The 17385-nt window shown below is 63.0% G+C and carries 16 protein-coding genes; 12 read left to right on the top strand and 4 right to left on the bottom strand.

Features of this window, described 5'->3' with window-relative positions:
* Positions 1 to 98 precede the first annotated feature (98 nt).
* Both V6093_RS18310 and gmk read left to right on the top strand, forming a co-directional pair.
* Positions 99 to 962, top strand: coding sequence for a YicC/YloC family endoribonuclease (locus V6093_RS18310; protein WP_003253395.1), 864 nt, complete (start codon positions 99 to 101; stop codon positions 960 to 962).
* 13 nt (positions 963 to 975) lie between these two features.
* Positions 976 to 1596: a guanylate kinase gene (gene gmk / locus V6093_RS18305; protein WP_003253393.1), complete on the top strand. Its 621-nt coding sequence runs from the start codon at positions 976 to 978 to the stop codon at positions 1594 to 1596.
* Positions 1597 to 2124: 528 nt separating this feature from the next.
* Here gmk and V6093_RS18300 read toward each other — a convergent pair.
* The 3 genes from V6093_RS18300 to V6093_RS18290 form a co-directional block, all read right to left on the bottom strand.
* The gene (locus V6093_RS18300) at positions 2125 to 3666 is read right to left on the bottom strand and encodes an APC family permease (RefSeq protein WP_003253391.1); all 1542 of its coding nucleotides are present in this window, start codon (positions 3664 to 3666) and stop codon (positions 2125 to 2127) included.
* A 119-nt stretch (positions 3667 to 3785) separates the two neighbouring features.
* Positions 3786 to 4553 (bottom strand): gamma-glutamyl-gamma-aminobutyrate hydrolase family protein, encoded by a 768-nt coding sequence (locus V6093_RS18295; protein ID WP_047603716.1) that lies wholly within the window; start codon positions 4551 to 4553, stop codon positions 3786 to 3788.
* 4 nt (positions 4554 to 4557) lie between these two features.
* Positions 4558 to 5940: a glutamine synthetase family protein gene (locus tag V6093_RS18290; protein WP_003253387.1), complete on the bottom strand. Its 1383-nt coding sequence runs from the start codon at positions 5938 to 5940 to the stop codon at positions 4558 to 4560.
* A gap of 205 nt (positions 5941 to 6145) precedes the next feature.
* Here V6093_RS18290 and V6093_RS18285 point away from each other — a divergent pair, with 205 nt between their 5' ends.
* The 5 genes from V6093_RS18285 (at position 6146) to V6093_RS18265 (ending at position 10882) form a co-directional block, all read left to right on the top strand.
* Positions 6146 to 7018, top strand: coding sequence for a LysR family transcriptional regulator (locus V6093_RS18285; protein WP_003253385.1), 873 nt, complete (start codon positions 6146 to 6148; stop codon positions 7016 to 7018).
* 240 nt (positions 7019 to 7258) lie between these two features.
* Positions 7259 to 7522, top strand: a complete 264-nt coding sequence (rpoZ, locus tag V6093_RS18280) for a DNA-directed RNA polymerase subunit omega (protein WP_003253383.1) — start codon at positions 7259 to 7261, stop codon at positions 7520 to 7522.
* 59 nt (positions 7523 to 7581) lie between these two features.
* Positions 7582 to 9690 carry a bifunctional GTP diphosphokinase/guanosine-3',5'-bis pyrophosphate 3'-pyrophosphohydrolase gene (gene spoT, locus V6093_RS18275; RefSeq protein ID WP_047603718.1) on the top strand — a complete coding sequence of 703 codons (2109 nt, stop codon included), beginning with the start codon at positions 7582 to 7584 and terminating at the stop codon, positions 9688 to 9690.
* 23 nt (positions 9691 to 9713) lie between these two features.
* Positions 9714 to 10094: a RidA family protein gene (locus V6093_RS18270; RefSeq protein WP_003253379.1), complete on the top strand. Its 381-nt coding sequence runs from the start codon at positions 9714 to 9716 to the stop codon at positions 10092 to 10094.
* A gap of 56 nt (positions 10095 to 10150) precedes the next feature.
* The gene (locus V6093_RS18265; protein ID WP_003253373.1) at positions 10151 to 10882 is read left to right on the top strand and encodes a hypothetical protein; all 732 of its coding nucleotides are present in this window, start codon (positions 10151 to 10153) and stop codon (positions 10880 to 10882) included.
* Positions 10883 to 11034: 152 nt separating this feature from the next.
* Here V6093_RS18265 and V6093_RS18260 read toward each other — a convergent pair whose 3' ends face one another.
* Positions 11035 to 11892: an SDR family oxidoreductase gene (locus tag V6093_RS18260; RefSeq protein WP_014861182.1), complete on the bottom strand. Its 858-nt coding sequence runs from the start codon at positions 11890 to 11892 to the stop codon at positions 11035 to 11037.
* A 189-nt stretch (positions 11893 to 12081) separates the two neighbouring features.
* Here V6093_RS18260 and exbB point away from each other — a divergent pair, with 189 nt between their 5' ends.
* From exbB to recG, 5 genes are all read left to right on the top strand, one after another.
* Positions 12082 to 13044 (top strand): tonB-system energizer ExbB, encoded by a 963-nt coding sequence (gene exbB / locus V6093_RS18255; RefSeq protein WP_003253369.1) that lies wholly within the window; start codon positions 12082 to 12084, stop codon positions 13042 to 13044.
* Between the two features lie 3 nt (positions 13045 to 13047).
* Positions 13048 to 13476, top strand: coding sequence for a TonB system transport protein ExbD (exbD, locus tag V6093_RS18250; protein ID WP_003253367.1), 429 nt, complete (start codon positions 13048 to 13050; stop codon positions 13474 to 13476).
* Positions 13473 to 14204, top strand: coding sequence for an energy transducer TonB (locus V6093_RS18245; protein ID WP_003253366.1), 732 nt, complete (start codon positions 13473 to 13475; stop codon positions 14202 to 14204). Before exbD ends, V6093_RS18245 begins: the two co-directional genes overlap by 4 nt.
* Positions 14205 to 14298: 94 nt before the next feature.
* Positions 14299 to 15225 carry a hydrogen peroxide-inducible genes activator gene (locus tag V6093_RS18240; RefSeq protein WP_003253362.1) on the top strand — a complete coding sequence of 309 codons (927 nt, stop codon included), beginning with the start codon at positions 14299 to 14301 and terminating at the stop codon, positions 15223 to 15225.
* A 3-nt stretch (positions 15226 to 15228) separates the two neighbouring features.
* Positions 15229 to 17307 (top strand): ATP-dependent DNA helicase RecG, encoded by a 2079-nt coding sequence (recG, locus tag V6093_RS18235; protein ID WP_014861179.1) that lies wholly within the window; start codon positions 15229 to 15231, stop codon positions 17305 to 17307.
* Positions 17308 to 17385 lie beyond the last annotated feature (78 nt).

Raw genomic sequence — 17385 nt, 5'->3', positions numbered from 1 at the left:
CATAGGCGGATTGGGCGCCACGGCGACACTGCGCTACAATCCTGCGCCTTGCAGCCGAGAGGCTCCCACCGTTCATTCATCTACGCGAGGTACTCCCCATGGTGCACAGCATGACCGCTTTTGCTCGTGTCGAGCGCGCCGGCAGCCAAGGCACCCTGGTCTGGGAGCTGCGTTCGGTCAACCACCGTTACCTGGAGCCGCACCTGCGCCTGCCCGAGGCCCTGCGCGACCTCGAAGGCGGTGTACGTGAAGGCCTGCGCCAGGGCCTGTCACGCGGCAAGGTGGAATGCACCTTGCGCCTCAACGAAGACAGTAATGGCAAACCGCTGAAAGTGGACCATGAGCGCGCAAAGCAACTGGTTGCCGCCGCCGAAGAAGTGGCGGGCCTGATCAAGCAGCCTGCCCCCCTGAACCCGCTGGAAGTGCTGTCATGGCCAGGCGTGCTGGTGGCCGACACCAGCGACCCACAGGCACTGAACGCCGAAGCCATGGCGCTGTTCGACGAAGCGTTGGCCGAACTCAAGGCCGGGCGCCAGCGCGAAGGCCAGGAACTGGCGCGGCTGATCAACGAACGCCTGGACAACATGGCCAGCGAAGTCACGACCCTGCGCGCCCTGGTGCCGCAGATGCTGGCGGCGCAGCGGCAGAAGATTCTCGACCGCTTCGGCGACATGCAAGCCGAGTTGGACCCACAGCGCCTGGAGCAAGAGATGGTACTGCTGGCCCAGAAAAGCGACGTGGCAGAGGAGCTCGACCGCCTCAGCACCCACGTCACCGAAGTGCGCCGCGTGCTCAAGGGTGGCGGCGCCGCTGGCCGGCGCCTGGACTTCCTGATGCAGGAGCTCAACCGCGAGGCCAACACCCTTGGCTCCAAGGCCTTCGACCCACGCAGCACGCAAGCGGCGGTCAACCTGAAGGTACTGATCGAACAGATGCGTGAACAAGTACAGAACATCGAGTAAGGCCACCCCTACCATGAACCACAGCAGCGGCACCCTCTACATCGTTTCGGCCCCCTCGGGTGCCGGCAAGACCAGCCTGGTCACCGCCCTGACCAAAGACGACCAGCAGATTCGCGTCTCGGTCTCGCACACTACCCGCGCCATGCGCCCGGGCGAGCAGCACGGGGTGAACTATCACTTCGTCGTCCACGAGGAGTTCAAGACGCTGATCGCGCAAGGAGACTTTCTGGAGCATGCCGAAGTGTTCGGCAACTTCTACGGTACTTCGCGCAGCGCGCTGCAGCACACCTTGGACCAAGGCTACGACCTGATCCTGGAAATCGACTGGCAAGGTGCCCAGCAAGTGCGCAAGCTGATGCCACAGGCGCTGTCGGTGTTCATCCTGCCTCCAAGCCAGGAGGCGCTTCGCCACCGCCTGGACGGACGCGGGCAGGACAGCGAAGAGATCATTGCCGGGCGCATGAAGGAAGCGGTCAGCGAGATGGTGCACTACGACGAGTATGACTACGTGATCATCAATGATGATTTCGACGCGGCGCTGGCAGACTTGAAAGCGGTGTTCCGCTCGAATCGGCTGCTGTTGAAGAAGCAGCAGCAGCGTCATGCGGCGCTGCTGAAGCAAATGATCGGCTAAAGATCGATGGGGGCTGCATTGCAGCCCTTCGCGGGCACGCCCGCTCCCACGGGTTAATCACTGCCTTGAGGCTTGTGCCACACCTTTGGGAGCAACTGTCTTGCTCAATTTCTAAAAGCTGGCGCGATCCGAGTGGGAGCGGCCTTGTGTCGCGAAAGGGCCGCGAAGCGGCCCCCGCATTATTTGCATCGACGCTGAAATCCCGGGGCTGCTGTGCAGCCTTTTCGCGACACAAGGCCGCTCCCGCAAGGACTGCGCCAGGCTTTAGATGTGGACGGCGACTTTTAGGGCTTCCAGCGCCGGTTCGACCTTGATGCCCAGCACTGCCGCCAGTCCATTACCCGTGCCAGGTCCTACTGCCCCACCATGACCATCTGCAGTTCATACCTGTAGGACACAACGGCGACCCTAGGGTTGATGGGTGGGTTTGCGGTGATGATGTTTCTCGATACCGCGCTGGGCTGAGGCTGAGCACCGGCCTGTGGGAGCGGGCGTGCCCGCGAAGGGCCGCAGAGCGGCCCCATTGGTTTATTCCTGCAGTGGCAAGGTAGCCTGCTGACGCAGGGTAGCCCCGAGGAAGTACGCCGGCGCACGCATGCGCGACAGCATCATCAGGCCGATACCAAGCACCGAGATGATCGCGGCAATCACGAACACCAGCCCCAGACCGCCCACATGCGAGCCGCTGCCGAAGTCCGGCGACGCGCTGTCGATGGCGGTACGCACGAAGATCACCGACAAGATCACCCCACCCACCAGCGGGCACAGGCCGCGCATGATGAAATGGCGCAAGCTGTCGAACAGGCTGCCTCGGAAATACCAGACGCAGGCAAACGCGGTCAGCGAATAGTAGAAGCAGATCATCATGCCCAATGCCGTGATGGTATCTGCCAGCACGTTCTCGCTCAGCGTACGCATGGTCACGTAGAACAGGCCTGCGGCCAGGCCGGCGCAGATGGTGGCATAGCGCGGCGTTTGCGAGCGCGGGCAGACGCTGGCGAACTTCTGCGGCACCGCGCCGTAATAACCCATGGCCAACAGGGTGCGCGCCGGCGCCACGAAGGTGGACTGCAGCGACGCCGCCGTACTGGCCAGCACAGCGATGGACATCAGGATCGCCAGCGGCCCCATGACCGGGCCGGCCAGGTGGGCAAAGACGTTCTCCTGGATGCGCGGGTTGTTCAGGCCCAGACCCGTTTCACTGATACCGGCAAACTGCAGGGTGGCGATGGCGGTGAACAGGTACAGGCCGAGAATCAACATCACGGTCCAGGTAGCGGCCTTGCCCGGCACCTCTTCGCTGCCCACCGATTCTTCACTGACGGTCAGGCAAGTGTCCCAGCCCCAGAAGATGAAGATCGACAGTGACAGACCAGCGGCAAAGGCCGAGAACGACTCGACACCGAACGGGTTGAACCAGGCGAAATCGAACGCCAGCGGTGGCGGCGCGGTGGTGCCGCCGAAAGCGGCGAAAGCAAAGCCGATCAACACCAGCAACTGCAGGGCCACCAAGCCGTACTGCACAGTCATTGTGGTGGCGATACCCCGACAGCAGATCCACACTGCCAAACCAATGAACACGCAACAGGTAACGATGTTGATCAACAGGTTGTCGGCCAACGCTGCCAGCTCATGCTTGCCGGTGATCTGGCCAAGGAACAGGTAGAAGAAGTCCACCGCCACACCTGCCAGGTTCGACAGCACGATCGTGGTGGCAACCACCAGTCCCCAGCCGCCGATCCAGCCGATCATCGGGCCGAATGCACGCGCCGACCAGGTAAACGAAGTACCGCTGTCCGGCTCCGCCGAGTTCAGTTCGCGATAGCCCAGGGCAACCAGCAGCATCGGCAGGAAGCCCACGATGAACACGGCCGGCAGGTGGGCGCCCACCTCACGTACGGTCGGGCCAAGGGCCCCGGTCAGGGTATAGACCGGGGCGATGGTGGAAATGCCCAGCACCACGCTGGCCAGCAGGCCCAAGCGGCCCTTGGCCAGGCCTTTGCTGCGCTGAGTGTTGCCCGCGTCGGCCGCCACATCGGGTGGGCGGCCGGCTTCTGTGTAATTGCTCATGAGTATTTGCCGTAAATTTTGGAATTGTTTTAACAAGCCTTGGGTACAAGGCTCGCTTTCACTCATTGAAAGCTTGCTATCGGGGACGAGTCATCCGAGACCTTCGGCTGACGCCAGAATCATTCCTGCCGTGAGCCCTCCCGTGCTGCGTAGGCATTGCAGGCCTCGCGAAACGCCTGAAACAGACGCAGCGAAACCGGGTTTTCGTTGAAGCGCCACTCCGGGTGCCACTGCACCCCGAGCACAAAGCCCGGCGCCGCAGGCATGGACACCGCCTCGATCAGGCCATCCGGGGCCCGTGCCTCGACGCGCAGGCCCGGGGCCAGACGGTCGATGCCCTGGCTGTGCAGCGAATTGACCTCGAACTGCGCCGCCAGCCCCATGCGCTCGAACAACCCGCCAGGCTCGATGCTGACCGAGTGGCGAGGGCCGTATTGCACCTCCAGGGGGGCGTCCTCAGGTTCGCGGTGGTCAAGGTAGCCAGGCAGTTCCTGCACACGCTGGTGCAGGCTGCCGCCAAGGGCCACATTCAGCTCCTGATAGCCTCGGCAGATGCAGAATACGGGCACACCGACGGCAATGGCTGCCTGCAGCAGCGGCAGGGTCAGGCGATCACGCGCCAAATCATGCCGGGTACCCGCCACACTGGGGGCGCCATTGTAATGATGCGGCTCGATATTTGAAGGCGAGCCGGTAAAAACAATGCCGTGCAGGCGGGCCAGCAGCGCTTGCGTGTCGCTGCCGCCATCACGGGCCGGCAAGATCAGTGGCAAGCCGGCAAAGCCGGCCGCCTCGACATACTTGTCGCCGACCGTATGCGAGGAGTTCTTCCCTACCTGCTGACGGCAGGCGCTGACACCGATCAAAGGGACCGCATTTGCGCTCATGGGCTTACACCGTGTGCAGGTACCAGTTGTACTCGAGGTCGGAAATCGACACTTCGAACTCGGCCAGTTCGCTTTCCTTGCAGGCCACGAAGATATCGATGTAGTCCGGGCTGATGTATTGGTTGAGGACTTCGCTGTCATCCAGCGCGCGCAGGGCATCGCGCAGGTTGTTCGGCAGGCTTTGCTCCAGCTGCTCGTAGGAGTTGCCTTCGATCGGTGCCTCGGGCTCGACCTTGTTGGTCAGGCCATGGTGAACGCCGGCAAGGATCGCCGCGAGCATCAGGTACGGGTTGGCATCGGCGCCGGCTACACGGTGCTCAAGGCGCACATTGTCGCTGCTGTCGGTGGGCACGCGTACGGCCACGGTGCGGTTGTCCAGGCCCCAGCTCGGCGCATTGGGCACGTAGAACTGCGCACCGAAGCGGCGGTAGGAGTTGATGTTGGGGCACAGGAAGGCCATCGACGCCGGCATGGTTTCCAGCACGCCACCAATGGCGTGGCGCAGCGTATCGCTTTGCAGCGGATCGTCACTGGCGAAGATGTTCTTGCCGGTTTTCTTGTCCAGCAATGAAATGTGCACATGCAGGCCGTTGCCTGCCTGGCCCGGGTAGGGCTTGGCCATGAAGGTGGTGTCCATTTCATGGTCGTAGGCGACGTTCTTGATCAGGCGCTTGAGCAGGATCGCATAGTCGCAGGCCTTCAGCGGATCCGCCACGTGGTGCAAGTTGACCTCGAACTGCGCTGGGGCGCTTTCCTTGACGATGGCGTCGGCAGGCAGGCCCTGTTCCTTGGCTGCTTCGAGCATGTCCTGCAAGCAGTCGGCGTACTCGTCGAGGTCGTCGATCAGGTACACCTGGGTCGACTGCGGGCGCTTGCCGGAGATCGGCGAGCGCGGCGGCTGCGGGCGGCCGTTGAGGTTGTCCTGGTCGATCAGGTAGAACTCCAGCTCGAACGCGGCGCAAATATCCAGGCCCAGGTCGTCGAACTTGCTCACCACCTGGCGCAGCACTTCACGCGGGTCGGCGAAGAACGGCTGGCCATCCAGCTCGTGCATGGTCATCAGCAGCTGGGCGGTGGGGCGCTTCTGCCACGGCTCGTCCGACAAGGTGCCGGGGATCGGGAAACAGATACGGTCGGCGTCGCCGATGTCCAGGCCAAGGCCGGTGCTTTCGACAGTGGAACCGTTGATATCAAGGGCGAACAGCGATGCGGGCAGGTTGATGCCCTTCTCGTACACCTTGTGCAGGCTGGCCCGCTCGATGCGCTTGCCACGTACCACGCCATTCATGTCGGAGATCAGCAGGTCTACGTACTGCGTGTCCGGATGGGCCTGGAGGAAGTCATTCATCTCGCTGGAAGAACTGGCGCACGGGGTTACCGACGTCATGGTGTACATCCTTTGATGTGCTGCGGCGATGTGGGGATACGGCTGGCGCCTCACGGGCGACGATGGTTGCAGCTGTTGTTCTTTTCACTTTCCCATCGTGGGGACTGGTTACCCGACCGGGCGCATTGATTCCGGGGGGCCGTTTCACTATAAAATGGCCCAGACGCAACAGACATTGGCAATTTGGCAAGCAGAGCGTGCATCAATGCAATATCAGATAACCCACGCAGACCTCTCTCTGGTCCTGGCACTGGAACGTGGCCGCTCGCTGGCCAAAGCCGCCGAACTGCTCAAAGTCGACGTTTCGACCGTATTCCGCTCGATCCGCCGATTGGAGTCGGCGCTGGGCACTGCTTTGTTCGTCAAGAGCCGAAAGGGCTATCTGCCGACTGACACCGCACAGGCCTTGGCCGAGCAGGCCGAACGTGCCGAGCAGGCGCTGGAAGCGGCGCGCATTGCCATGACCAGTGGCGAGCAGGTGGTCAGCGGCACGGTGCGCCTGACCTGCACAGAGGCGGTGATGCACAGCCTGTTGCTGCCGGCGCTGGCCGAGTTCATGTCCAACTACCCGGCTTTGTCGCTGGAGATGGGCACCTCCAATACCTTCGCCAACCTCAGCCGGCGCGACGCCGACATCGCCCTGCGCCTGACCAACACACCTCCGGAGCACCTGGTTGGCCGCAACCTGGGTTCGACCTCCTATGTAGTCTGCGGCCAGCCACAGTGGCGCGAGCGCCTGAGCGAGTCCCCCGCCAGCGTGCCGTGGATCGCACCAGACGACTCGATGCAGGACCACCCTACGGTGGTCTGGCGCAACCAACAACACCCGGGCCTGAGCCCGCGCTACCAGTGCAGCAGCATGTCGACCATCGCCCAGTTGGTAATGGCCGGCCTGGGCGTGGCAGCACTCCCGGACTACATGGTGCATGCGCTGCCTGGGGTGGATGCTCTCAGCGGTCCCCTGCCCGGCTGCGACACTCAGCTGTGGTTGCTGACCCGGCCGGATTGCCGGGCGTTGCGCTCGGTGCAGACCTTGTTCGAAGAGCTGACCCCGCGGTTGCGTGACGCGATGCTCTGAGGTTATCGTCAGGCTCATGCATTGAGGGTGTCTGTTCCGGCTCTTTCGCGGGTAAACCCGCCGCTACAAGCTACGCGGTCCCTGTAGGAGCGGGTTCACCCGCGAAGAAGGCATCGCAGGGTTTGCAGGTACCGCCCGGCAAAACAGCGCTTCCCTATTGGCTGGTGAATTTTTATACTATCGAGTCCGCCTGCCCATTAATGGGCTGCACGCCCACCGCAATTGCTACTGAGGAAGACCATGGCCCGCGTAACTGTTGAAGACTGCCTGGAACACGTGGATAACCGCTTTGAGCTGGTCATGCTCTCGACCAAGCGCGCTCGCCAGCTGGCGACCGGCGGCAAAGAGCCACGCGTTGCGTGGGAAAACGACAAGCCAACCGTTGTTGCCCTGCGTGAAATTGCCGAAGGCATCGTCACCAACGAGTTCATCGCCGCTGAAGAGATCGTCACCGAGGATCCGGTGTTCGCCGCGTTCGAGGACGAGAACAACGAGGCTGTCTGATTGATGCCAGGTCGACGTCGTACGGCGCAAGGCCCTCTTCCTCGGCAGGAGGTGAACCCATGCCGGGTATAGAAGCCTTGGCCGAACGGCTTTCGACCTATCTTGGCCCCGAACAGGTCAACCTGGTTCGGCGTGCCTATTTCTACGCCGAACAGGCCCACGATGGGCAACGCCGCCGCAGTGGCGAGCCCTACGTGACCCACCCGCTGGCCGTGGCCAGCATCCTCGCCGACATGCACATGGACCATCAGAGCCTGATGGCGGCCATGCTGCACGATGTGATCGAAGACACCGGCATCGCCAAGGAAGCCCTCAGCCAGCAGTTTGGCGAGACCGTGGCCGAACTGGTCGATGGGGTCAGCAAGCTGACCCAGATGAATTTCGAGACCAAGGCCGAGGCGCAGGCGGAAAACTTCCAGAAGATGGCCATGGCCATGGCCCGCGATATCCGCGTGATCCTGGTCAAGCTGGCCGACCGCCTGCACAACATGCGCACCCTGGAAGTGCTGTCTGGCGAAAAACGCCGGCGCATCGCCAAGGAAACCCTCGAGATCTACGCCCCCATCGCCAACCGCCTGGGGATGCACACCGTGCGCGTGGAGTTCGAAGACCTTGGCTTCAAGGCCATGCACCCGATGCGCTCGTCGCTGATTCATCGTGCAGTGAAGAGCGCACGCGGCAACCGCAAAGAGATCGTCGCCAAGATCGAGCACTCGCTGGCCAATTGCCTGGCCGCCGACGGCATCGAGGGCGAAGTCAGCGGTCGGCAGAAACACCTCTATGGCATCTACAAGAAGATGCGCGGCAAGCGCCGTGCCTTCAACGAGATCATGGACGTGTATGCCTTCCGCATCATTGTCGACAAGGTTGACACCTGCTACCGCGTGCTCGGCGCCGTGCACAACCTGTACAAGCCGCTGCCCGGACGCTTCAAGGATTACATCGCGATCCCCAAGGCCAACGGCTACCAGTCGTTGCACACCACCCTGTTCGGCATGCACGGCGTGCCCATCGAAATCCAGATTCGCACCCGCGAAATGGAAGAGATGGCCAACAACGGCATCGCCGCGCACTGGCTGTACAAGTCAAACGACGACGAGCAGCCCAAGGGCAGCCACGCGCGTGCCCGCCAGTGGGTCAAGGGTATCCTCGAACTGCAGCAACGTGCCGGCAACTCCCTGGAATTCATCGAGAGCGTGAAGATCGACCTGTTCCCGGACGAGGTCTACGTGTTCACGCCCAAAGGCCGAATCATGGAGTTGCCCAAAGGCTCCACGGCCGTCGACTTCGCCTACGCGGTGCACACCGACGTTGGCAACAGTTGCATCGCGTGCCGCATCAACCGCCGCCTGGCGCCGCTGTCCGAACCGCTACAAAGCGGCTCGACAGTGGAAATCGTCAGCGCCCCGGGCGCTCGGCCAAACCCGGCCTGGCTCAACTTTGTGGTCTCAGGCAAGGCACGCACGAATATCCGCCACGCGCTCAAGCAACAGCGCCGCTCCGAATCCATCAGCCTGGGCGAGCGCCTGCTGAACAAGGTACTCACTGGCTTCGACAGCAGCCTGGAGAAAATCCCCCAGGAACGCATCGAGTCTATTCTCGCCGAGTACCGCCTGGAGCTGATAGAAGATCTGCTCGAAGACATCGGCCTGGGCAACCGCATGGCCTACGTGGTCGCGCGCCGCCTGCTGTCGGCCGAAGGCGAACAGCTGCCGGCGCCAGAAGGCCCGCTGGCGATCCGCGGCACCGAAGGCCTGGTGCTCAGCTACGCCAAGTGCTGCACGCCGATCCCGGGTGACCCGATTGTCGGCCACCTGTCGGCCGGCAAAGGCATGGTCGTGCACCTGGAGAACTGCCGCAACATCAGTGAAATCCGCCACAACCCCGAAAAGTGCGTGCAACTCTCCTGGGCCAAGGACATCACTGGCGAGTTCAATGTCGAACTGCGTGTCGAACTGGAACACCAGCGCGGGCTGATCGCCCTGCTGGCCAGCAGCGTCAACGCCGCCGACGGCAACATTGAAAAGATCAGCATGGACGAACGCGACGGCCGTATCAGCGTGGTCCAACTGGTGGTCAGCGTGCACGACCGCGTGCACCTGGCGCGTGTGATCAAGAAGCTGCGTACCCTGACCGGTGTGGTCCGCATCACCCGCATGCGTACGTAGTCCGCCAACCGCAAGGAGTCATCATGAGCAAAACCGTCATCAACAGCGACAAGGCCCCTGCCGCCATCGGCACCTACTCGCAGGCGATCAAGGCCGGCAACACCGTGTACATGTCGGGCCAAATCCCTCTGGACCCGAAGACCATGGAACTGGTCGAAGGCTTCGAAGCCCAGACCGTGCAGGTGTTCGAGAACCTCAAGGCCGTGGCTGAAGCTGCTGGCGGTTCGTTCAAGGACATCGTGAAACTGAACATCTTCCTCACAGACCTGAGCCACTTCGCCAAGGTAAACGAGGTGATGGGCCGCTACTTCGAACAGCCCTACCCGGCCCGCGCCGCCATCGGCGTTGCCGCGTTGCCGAAAGGCTCCCAGGTCGAAATGGACGCCATCCTGGTCATCGAATGATGCCCTGGTGACGGGCCCTGCCCGTCACCCTCCTTCCTCTGCAAGGTTACCCCGTCATGCGTCAAGCACTGCCCTTCGCGCTGGCAGCCCTGCTACTGGGCGGCTGCACCAGCCACAAACCCGAAGATTTCAACGGTATCTGGATCAACCAGGAAGCCATCACTGCGGCGGTCAAAGCCGGCAGCCTGCGCCAGGCGCTGAATGAGCACGGCCCAGTGTTCGAGTGGAAGCTCGACGTGGCCAATCAGCAAGCTAGCTATAGCAATGGTTTCGAGGCCGCTGACGGCCAGCTGAGCGCCAATGAAAAGCAATGGCAGGCCCGTTTCCAAGGCGGCCAGACCGAGCAGCTTTCGCTCGATGGCGACGAGCTGCTGGCCGTCGCCCAGAACGGCGCCAAGCAAACCTTCGTGCGCGCCAAGACACCGGCGACAGCCAATGCACCACTGGGCAGCAGCTTCGAGAAAGCGCTTTACCAGGCCTACCTGGGTGGTGACTGGAAGATCGTCGACGGCCAAGGCAAAGGTGCCAGTGTACGCTTCAGCGATACCGGCAACGTCACCGGCCTACCGGGGCCGGACCGCTTCGCCCTGTGCCTGGCAGGTGATTGCGCGACCATGGGTGGCAACAATGACAGCCTGTGGCTGGAGCGCAACCAGCGTGGTGCACCGTTCATCATCAAGCGCGATGGTGACAAGCTGGAGATTTTCCAGGCAGTGAACCGTGCACAGCCGGATGAAATGCCAGAACTGGCAGCGGGCAAGCGTCAGTGGGCGCTGGAGCGCAGCTGAGATGATGCGCGGCCCCTGTGGGGGCCTTGTGTCGCGATAGGGCTGCGAAGCAGCCCCGGCAGGCTATGCCGTCACACTGAAATTCAGGGGCCGCTTTGCGGCCCTTTCGCGACACAAGGCCGCTCCCAACAAGGCATCGCGCCACTTGCCAGCTAGGCTTTTCCTGCCAGGATCGCGGCGTAGCCTTCCTTGTAGCTCGGATACTCAGGCGCCCAGCCCAGCGCCCGCGCCCGCGCATTGCTGCAGCGCTTGCTGCCAGTACGCCGCACCCGCTGCTCATCGGACCATTCGGTAACCCCCATGTACGCCCGCAGCCAGGCCACCACATCGGCCAGCGGCGCCGGGTCGTCATCAACGCCAATGTAGCAGTCGTCCAGAGCCTTGCCATCAGCATCGGCCTGCAGCAGAAACGCCAGCAGGCTGGCGGCATCTTCGGCATGAATGCGGTTGCCATACAGCGGCGGCTCCTCGGCAACGCGGTAACCCTGACGCACCTGGCTCAGCAACCACTCGCGCCCTGGGCCATAGATACCGGTCAGGCGGACCACGCTCGCCGGGATGCCGCTGGCCAGTGCCAACCGTTCAGCCTCCAACATCACACGCCCGGAATAGCCCTCAGGCTCGGTGGCAGCGCCCTCCTCTATCCACTCGCCGCCTTTCTGCGCATACACACTGCTGCTTGAGACGAACAGCAGGCGACGCGGGCGCTGGCCACGCTCGGCCAACCAGGCCAACACATGGCGCAAACCATCGACATAGGCTGCTTGGTAACCCGCCTCATCGTGCTGGCTGGCCGCCACGCAGTACACCAGGTAGTCCAGCGGGCCCTGTGGCCAGGCCTGCGGTATCGACGGTTCGGCCAAATCTGCGGCAACCGGCTGAACCCCTGCGGGCAGCTGACCAACAGAACGGCGCAGGCCGCTCACCTGCCAGCCTTTAGCCAACATCTGCTTGGCCAGACGCCCACCCACATCACCACAACCCACCACCATCACGGAAAGGTCTGACATCTCTAAACTCCCTAGACCAATTGATCAGCCTGGCCACGCTACACGATGGGCGGCTAGACCATAGGCGAAAAAAGCTACAATATTACTTTTGTTAACAAGAATTACTTGCAATAATGGCCGCCAAATTGTTCTCGGCCTACATCGAGGCCTTGGAGAACGTTCACTTTTTCTTCATCAGGTCCGGCCAGCATGACACGTACTCAACCTTCCGCTTCGCCAACCCCGTCGCGCGCCTGGCGCGCCATCGCCGCGCTGACACTCAGCCTGGTGCTGGCCCCGGTGGCCATGGCCGATGAACCAACCACCAACGCAGCCACACCTGCGGCTGCTACTGCCCCGGCCGCATCCGCTGCTGCCCCGGTCGATGCGCCGGCGCCTGGTGCCACTGCCACCAACCCGGCAGATGCAGACCCAAGCGTTCAAGCCCTGGTCGAAGACACCTCGCTGGGCATGGCCCATGACCTGTCCCCATGGGGCATGTACAAGAACGCCGACATCGTGGTGAAGATCGTCATGATCGGCCTGGCCATCGCCTCCATCATCACCTGGACCATCTGGATTGCCAAAGGCTTCGAGCTGATGGGCGCCAAGCGCCGCCTGCGGGGTGAAATCGCCCAGTTGAAGAAGTCCACCACCCTGAAGGAAGCCAGCGAAGTCTCCAACAAGGAAGGCACCCTGGCCCATACCCTGGTCCACGATGCCCTCGAAGAGATGCGTCTTTCGACTAACGCTCGCGAAAAAGAAGGCATCAAGGAGCGCGTCAGCTTCCGTCTGGAGCGCCTGGTGCATGCCAGCGGCCGTACCATGAGCAGCGGCACCGGCGTCCTCGCAACCATCGGCTCCACCGCACCGTTCGTTGGCCTGTTCGGTACCGTATGGGGCATCATGAACAGCTTCATCGGCATCGCCAAGACCCAGACCACCAACCTGGCCGTCGTTGCCCCAGGTATCGCCGAAGCGCTGCTGGCCACTGCTCTGGGCCTGGTCGCGGCAATCCCGGCCGTGGTCATCTACAACGTCTTCGCCCGCTCCATTGCCGGTTACAAGGCACAGGTGTCCGATGCCTCCGCTCAGGTACTGCTGCTGGTCAGCCGTGATCTGGACCACCAGGGTAGCGAGCGCGCCGCCCCGCACATGGTGAAAGTGGGGTAAGCCATGGGCCTGCATCTCAACGAAGGTGGCGACGACCTCGCCGAAAACCACGAAATCAACGTTACGCCGTTCATCGACGTGATGCTGGTGCTGCTGATCATCTTCATGGTCGCCGCCCCCTTGGCCACGGTCGACATCAAGGTCGACCTGCCGGCCTCAACCGCCAAACCGGCGCCAAGGCCAGAGAAACCGGTGTTCGTCAGCGTCAAGGCCGACCAGAAGCTGTATGTCGGCGACGATCAGGTTGCTGCACCCGACCAGCTTGGCCCGATGCTCGACGCCAAGACCAAGGGTGACAAGGAAACCACCATCTTCTTCCAGGCTGACAAAGGCGTGGATTACGGCGACCTGATGGAGGTGATGAACAACATGCGCGCGGCCGGCTACCTGAAAGTCGGTCTGGTAGGTCTCGAGACGGCAGCCAAGAAATGATGAAAACGCGCTCTAACATGGCGCGCTACGGTGGCAGCCTGGCGATCGTGCTGGGTGTGCACGTGGTCGCCGTGCTGCTGACGCTCAACTGGTCGGTACCACAGGCCATCGAACTGCCCCCGGCAGCGATGATGGTCGAACTGGCACCGTTGCCGGAGCCTGCGCCACCACCACCCCCAAAGGCAGCTCCGCAGCCACCGGCACCGGTCGAGGAACCACCGTTGCCGAAGCTGGCAGAAGCGCCCAAACCCAAGATCGCCATCCCCAAGCCGCCCAAGCCAAAGGCCAAGCCGCAGCCGCCCAAGCCCGAGAAAAAGCCTGAGCCGCCGAAGGAAGCACCACCCACCGAGCAAACGGTGGACGCACCGCCCAGCAACACGCCACCGCAGAAGTCCGCGGCACCGGCACCGAGCATTGCGTCCAACAGCAACGCCCTGCCAACCTGGCAGAGCGACCTGCTGCGCCACCTTGCCAAGTACAAGCGTTACCCGGAAGACGCGCGCCGTCGTGGCCTGCAAGGCATGAACCGCCTGCGCTTCGTGGTCGACGCCGAAGGCAAGGTCGTGTCGTACTCCATGGCCGGTGGCTCGGGCAGTGCCGCACTGGACCGGGCGACCCTGGAAATGATCCGTCGGGCCGGCACGGTACCCAAGCCGCCACCCGAGTTGCTGAACAATGGCACGATTGAAGTCGTGGCACCGTTCGTCTACTCACTGGACCGCCGCTAAGACTTTTGTTTCTGTCACAATTCGGCAAGTCTGATAACGTGCGTCTATCAATTGCAGCCGCTATGCTGGGCTCGCAACTTCATGGACGCACGTTATGACCCTCACAGAATTACGCTACATCGTCACACTCGCCCAGGAACAGCACTTCGGCCATGCCGCCGAGCGCTGTCACGTGAGCCAACCCACCCTGTCGGTCGGTGTGAAGAAGCTCGAGGACGAGCTTGGCGTTCTGATCTTCGAGCGCAGCAAAAGCGCAGTACGTCTGACCCCGGTCGGCGAAAACATCGTCGCCCAAGCGCAGAAGGTACTGGAGCAGGCCCAAGGCATTCGCGAGCTGGCCCAGGCCGGCAAAAATCAGCTGACCGCTCCGCTCAAGGTCGGCGCTATCTACACCGTCGGCCCCTACCTGTTCCCGCACCTGATCCCGCAGCTGCACCGCGTAGCGCCGCAAATGCCGCTGTACATCGAAGAAAACTTCACCCACGTACTGCGCGAAAAGCTGCGCAACGGCGAACTGGACGCGGTGATCATCGCCCTGCCGTTCAACGAAGCCGACGTGCTGACGCTACCGCTATACGACGAACCGTTTTGCGCCCTGATGCCTGCCGACCACCCATGGACGGCGAAGAAGACCATCGACACCGCCATGCTCAACGACAAGAGCCTGCTGCTGCTTGGTGAGGGCCACTGCTTCCGTGACCAGGTACTGGAAGCCTGCCCTACCCTGAACAAGGGGGGTGAAGGCTCACGGCACACCACGGTTGAGTCCAGCTCGCTGGAAACCATCCGTCACATGGTGGCTTCCGGCCTTGGCGTATCGATCTTGCCGCTGTCGGCAGTGCACAGCCATCACTATGCCCCCGGCGTCATCGAAGTGCGCCCGCTGACGGCACCGGCACCGTTCCGCACGGTCGCCATCGCCTGGCGCGCCAGCTTCCCGCGGCCAAAGGCCATCGAGATCCTCGCCGATTCGATCCGCCTGTGCTCGGTCGCCAAAAACCCTGCGGAACAACCGGCCTGAGTCATGAGTGAGCTGTCGAAGGTCCCGGTCACAGTACTGAAAGGTGTGGGCGAGGCTATGGCGGAGAAACTCGCCAAGGTCGGCCTGGAAAACCTGCAGGACGTGTTGTTCCACCTGCCCCTGCGCTACCAGGACCGTACGCGCGTGGTGCCAATCGGCCAACTGCGTCCCGGCCAGGACGCGGTTATCGAGGGCGTGGTCAGTGGTGCCGATGTGACCATGGGCAAGCGCCGCAGCCTGGTGGTGCGCCTGGGCGACGGGAGCGGTGTGCTGACATTGCGCTTCTACCACTTCAGCAACGCGCAGAAGGAGGGCCTGAAGCGGGGCACCCACCTGCGCTGCTACGGAGAAGCCCGCCCCGGCGCTTCGGGCCTGGAAATCTACCACCCGGAGTACCGTGCGCTGAACGGCAACGAGCCACCACCACCGGTGGAGCAGACCCTGACGCCGATCTACCCGTCCACCGAAGGCCTTACCCAGCAACGCCTGCGCCTGTTGTGCCAGCAGAGCCTTGCGCTGCTTGGCCCGCGTAGCCTGCCCGACTGGCTGCCTGACGAACTTGCCCGGGACTACCAGCTGGCACCCTTGGACGAAGCCATCCGCTACCTGCACAACCCGCCGGCCGACGCTGACCTCGACGAGCTCGCCGAAGGCCAGCACTGGGCTCAACACCGCCTGGCCTTCGAAGAGTTGCTGACCCATCAGCTGTCGCAGCAACGCCTGCGCGAAAGCCTGCGCAGCCTGCGTGCGCCGGTACTGCCCAAGGCCACGCGCCTGCAGGCGCAATACCTGGCTAACCTGGGCTTCCAGCCGACCGGCGCGCAGCAGCGGGTAGCCAACGAAATTGCCTACGACCTTAGCCAACACGAACCGATGATGCGCCTGGTGCAGGGCGACGTGGGTGCCGGCAAGACCGTGGTCGCAGCACTGGCGGCGCTGCAGGCGCTGGAGGCTGGCTACCAGGTGGCATTGATGGCACCCACCGAGATCCTCGCCGAGCAGCACTACATTACCTTCAAGCGCTGGCTGGAACCGCTGGGCATCGAAGTCGCCTGGCTAGCCGGCAAACTCAAGGGCAAGGCCCGGGCTGCTTCCCTGGAGCAGATCGCCAACGGTGCACCCATGGTGGTCGGCACCCACGCGCTGTTCCAGGAAGAGGTAAGGTTCAAGCACCTGGCCCTTGCGATCATCGACGAACAGCACCGGTTCGGCGTGCAGCAGCGCCTGGCCCTGCGCAAGAAGGGCGTGGCCGGCGAACTGTGCCCGCACCAGTTGATCATGACCGCCACACCTATTCCGCGCACGCTGGCCATGAGCGCCTACGCCGACCTGGACACCTCGGTGCTCGACGAGTTGCCGCCAGGCCGTACGCCGGTGAACACCGTGCTGGTGGCCGACAGCCGCCGCTTCGAAGTGGTCGAGCGGGTACGCGCCGCCTGCGCCGAGGGGCGCCAGGCCTATTGGGTATGCACGCTGATCGAAGAGTCCGAAGAACTCACCTGCCAGGCCGCCGAAAGCACCTACGAGGAGCTTGGCAGCGCGCTAGGCGAGCTGAGGGTGGGGTTGATCCACGGGCGCATGAAACCGGCGGAAAAAGCCGAGATCATGGCCGAGTTCAAGGCTGGCAACCTGCAGCTTCTGGTCGCCACCACGGTCATCGAGGTGGGCGTGGACGTGCCCAACGCCAGCCTGATGATCATCGAGAACCCCGAGCGCCTGGGCCTTGCACAGTTGCACCAGCTGCGCGGCCGGGTAGGCCGAGGCAGTGCCGTGAGCCATTGCGTGCTGCTGTACCACCCGCCGCTGTCGCAGATCGGCCGCGAGCGCTTGGGGATCATGCGCGAGACCAACGACGGCTTCATCATCGCCGAAAAAGACCTTGAACTGCGGGGCCCGGGTGAGATGCTCGGCACCCGCCAGACCGGTCTGCTGCAGTTCAAGGTCGCCGACCTGATGCGCGACGCCGACCTGCTGCCGGCCGTGCGCGACGCGGCCCAGGCCTTGGTATCACGCTGGCCGGAACACGTCAGCCCGCTGCTGGACCGCTGGCTGCGCCACGGCCAACAATATGGCCAAGTGTGACGCCAGTCCCAGAATGGATCCAGATTTGCTCGCAGGCTGGTTATACTTCGCGTTTAAAAGAAACAGTGGATACGGACC

The sequence above is a fragment of the Pseudomonas putida group bacterium ESBL64 genome (assembly GCF_045277175.1).
Taxonomy (GTDB): Bacteria; Pseudomonadota; Gammaproteobacteria; order Pseudomonadales; family Pseudomonadaceae; genus Aquipseudomonas; species Aquipseudomonas alloputida.
Note: the sequence above shows the minus strand (reverse complement) of the source record. Positions and strands in the feature narration are given on the sequence as shown.

What these genes read in the sequence shown, in the direction of transcription:
- recG (WP_014861179.1), top strand. Translation starts at nt 15,229, where the DNA reads ATGAGTGAGCTGTCGAAGGTCCCGGTCACAGTACTGAAAGGTGTGGGC.
- exbD (WP_003253367.1), top strand. Translation starts at nt 13,048, where the DNA reads ATGGGCCTGCATCTCAACGAAGGTGGCGACGACCTCGCCGAAAACCAC.
- V6093_RS18310 (WP_003253395.1), top strand. Translation starts at nt 99, where the DNA reads ATGGTGCACAGCATGACCGCTTTTGCTCGTGTCGAGCGCGCCGGCAGC.
- V6093_RS18265 (WP_003253373.1), top strand. Translation starts at nt 10,151, where the DNA reads ATGCGTCAAGCACTGCCCTTCGCGCTGGCAGCCCTGCTACTGGGCGGC.
- spoT (WP_047603718.1), top strand. Translation starts at nt 7,582, where the DNA reads ATGCCGGGTATAGAAGCCTTGGCCGAACGGCTTTCGACCTATCTTGGC.
- V6093_RS18300 (WP_003253391.1), bottom strand. Translation starts at nt 3,666, where the DNA reads ATGAGCAATTACACAGAAGCCGGCCGCCCACCCGATGTGGCGGCCGAC.
- V6093_RS18295 (WP_047603716.1), bottom strand. Translation starts at nt 4,553, where the DNA reads ATGAGCGCAAATGCGGTCCCTTTGATCGGTGTCAGCGCCTGCCGTCAG.
- V6093_RS18270 (WP_003253379.1), top strand. Translation starts at nt 9,714, where the DNA reads ATGAGCAAAACCGTCATCAACAGCGACAAGGCCCCTGCCGCCATCGGC.
- V6093_RS18260 (WP_014861182.1), bottom strand. Translation starts at nt 11,892, where the DNA reads ATGTCAGACCTTTCCGTGATGGTGGTGGGTTGTGGTGATGTGGGTGGG.
- gmk (WP_003253393.1), top strand. Translation starts at nt 976, where the DNA reads ATGAACCACAGCAGCGGCACCCTCTACATCGTTTCGGCCCCCTCGGGT.
- rpoZ (WP_003253383.1), top strand. Translation starts at nt 7,259, where the DNA reads ATGGCCCGCGTAACTGTTGAAGACTGCCTGGAACACGTGGATAACCGC.
- V6093_RS18285 (WP_003253385.1), top strand. Translation starts at nt 6,146, where the DNA reads ATGCAATATCAGATAACCCACGCAGACCTCTCTCTGGTCCTGGCACTG.
- V6093_RS18240 (WP_003253362.1), top strand. Translation starts at nt 14,299, where the DNA reads ATGACCCTCACAGAATTACGCTACATCGTCACACTCGCCCAGGAACAG.
- exbB (WP_003253369.1), top strand. Translation starts at nt 12,082, where the DNA reads ATGACACGTACTCAACCTTCCGCTTCGCCAACCCCGTCGCGCGCCTGG.
- V6093_RS18290 (WP_003253387.1), bottom strand. Translation starts at nt 5,940, where the DNA reads ATGACGTCGGTAACCCCGTGCGCCAGTTCTTCCAGCGAGATGAATGAC.
- V6093_RS18245 (WP_003253366.1), top strand. Translation starts at nt 13,473, where the DNA reads ATGATGAAAACGCGCTCTAACATGGCGCGCTACGGTGGCAGCCTGGCG.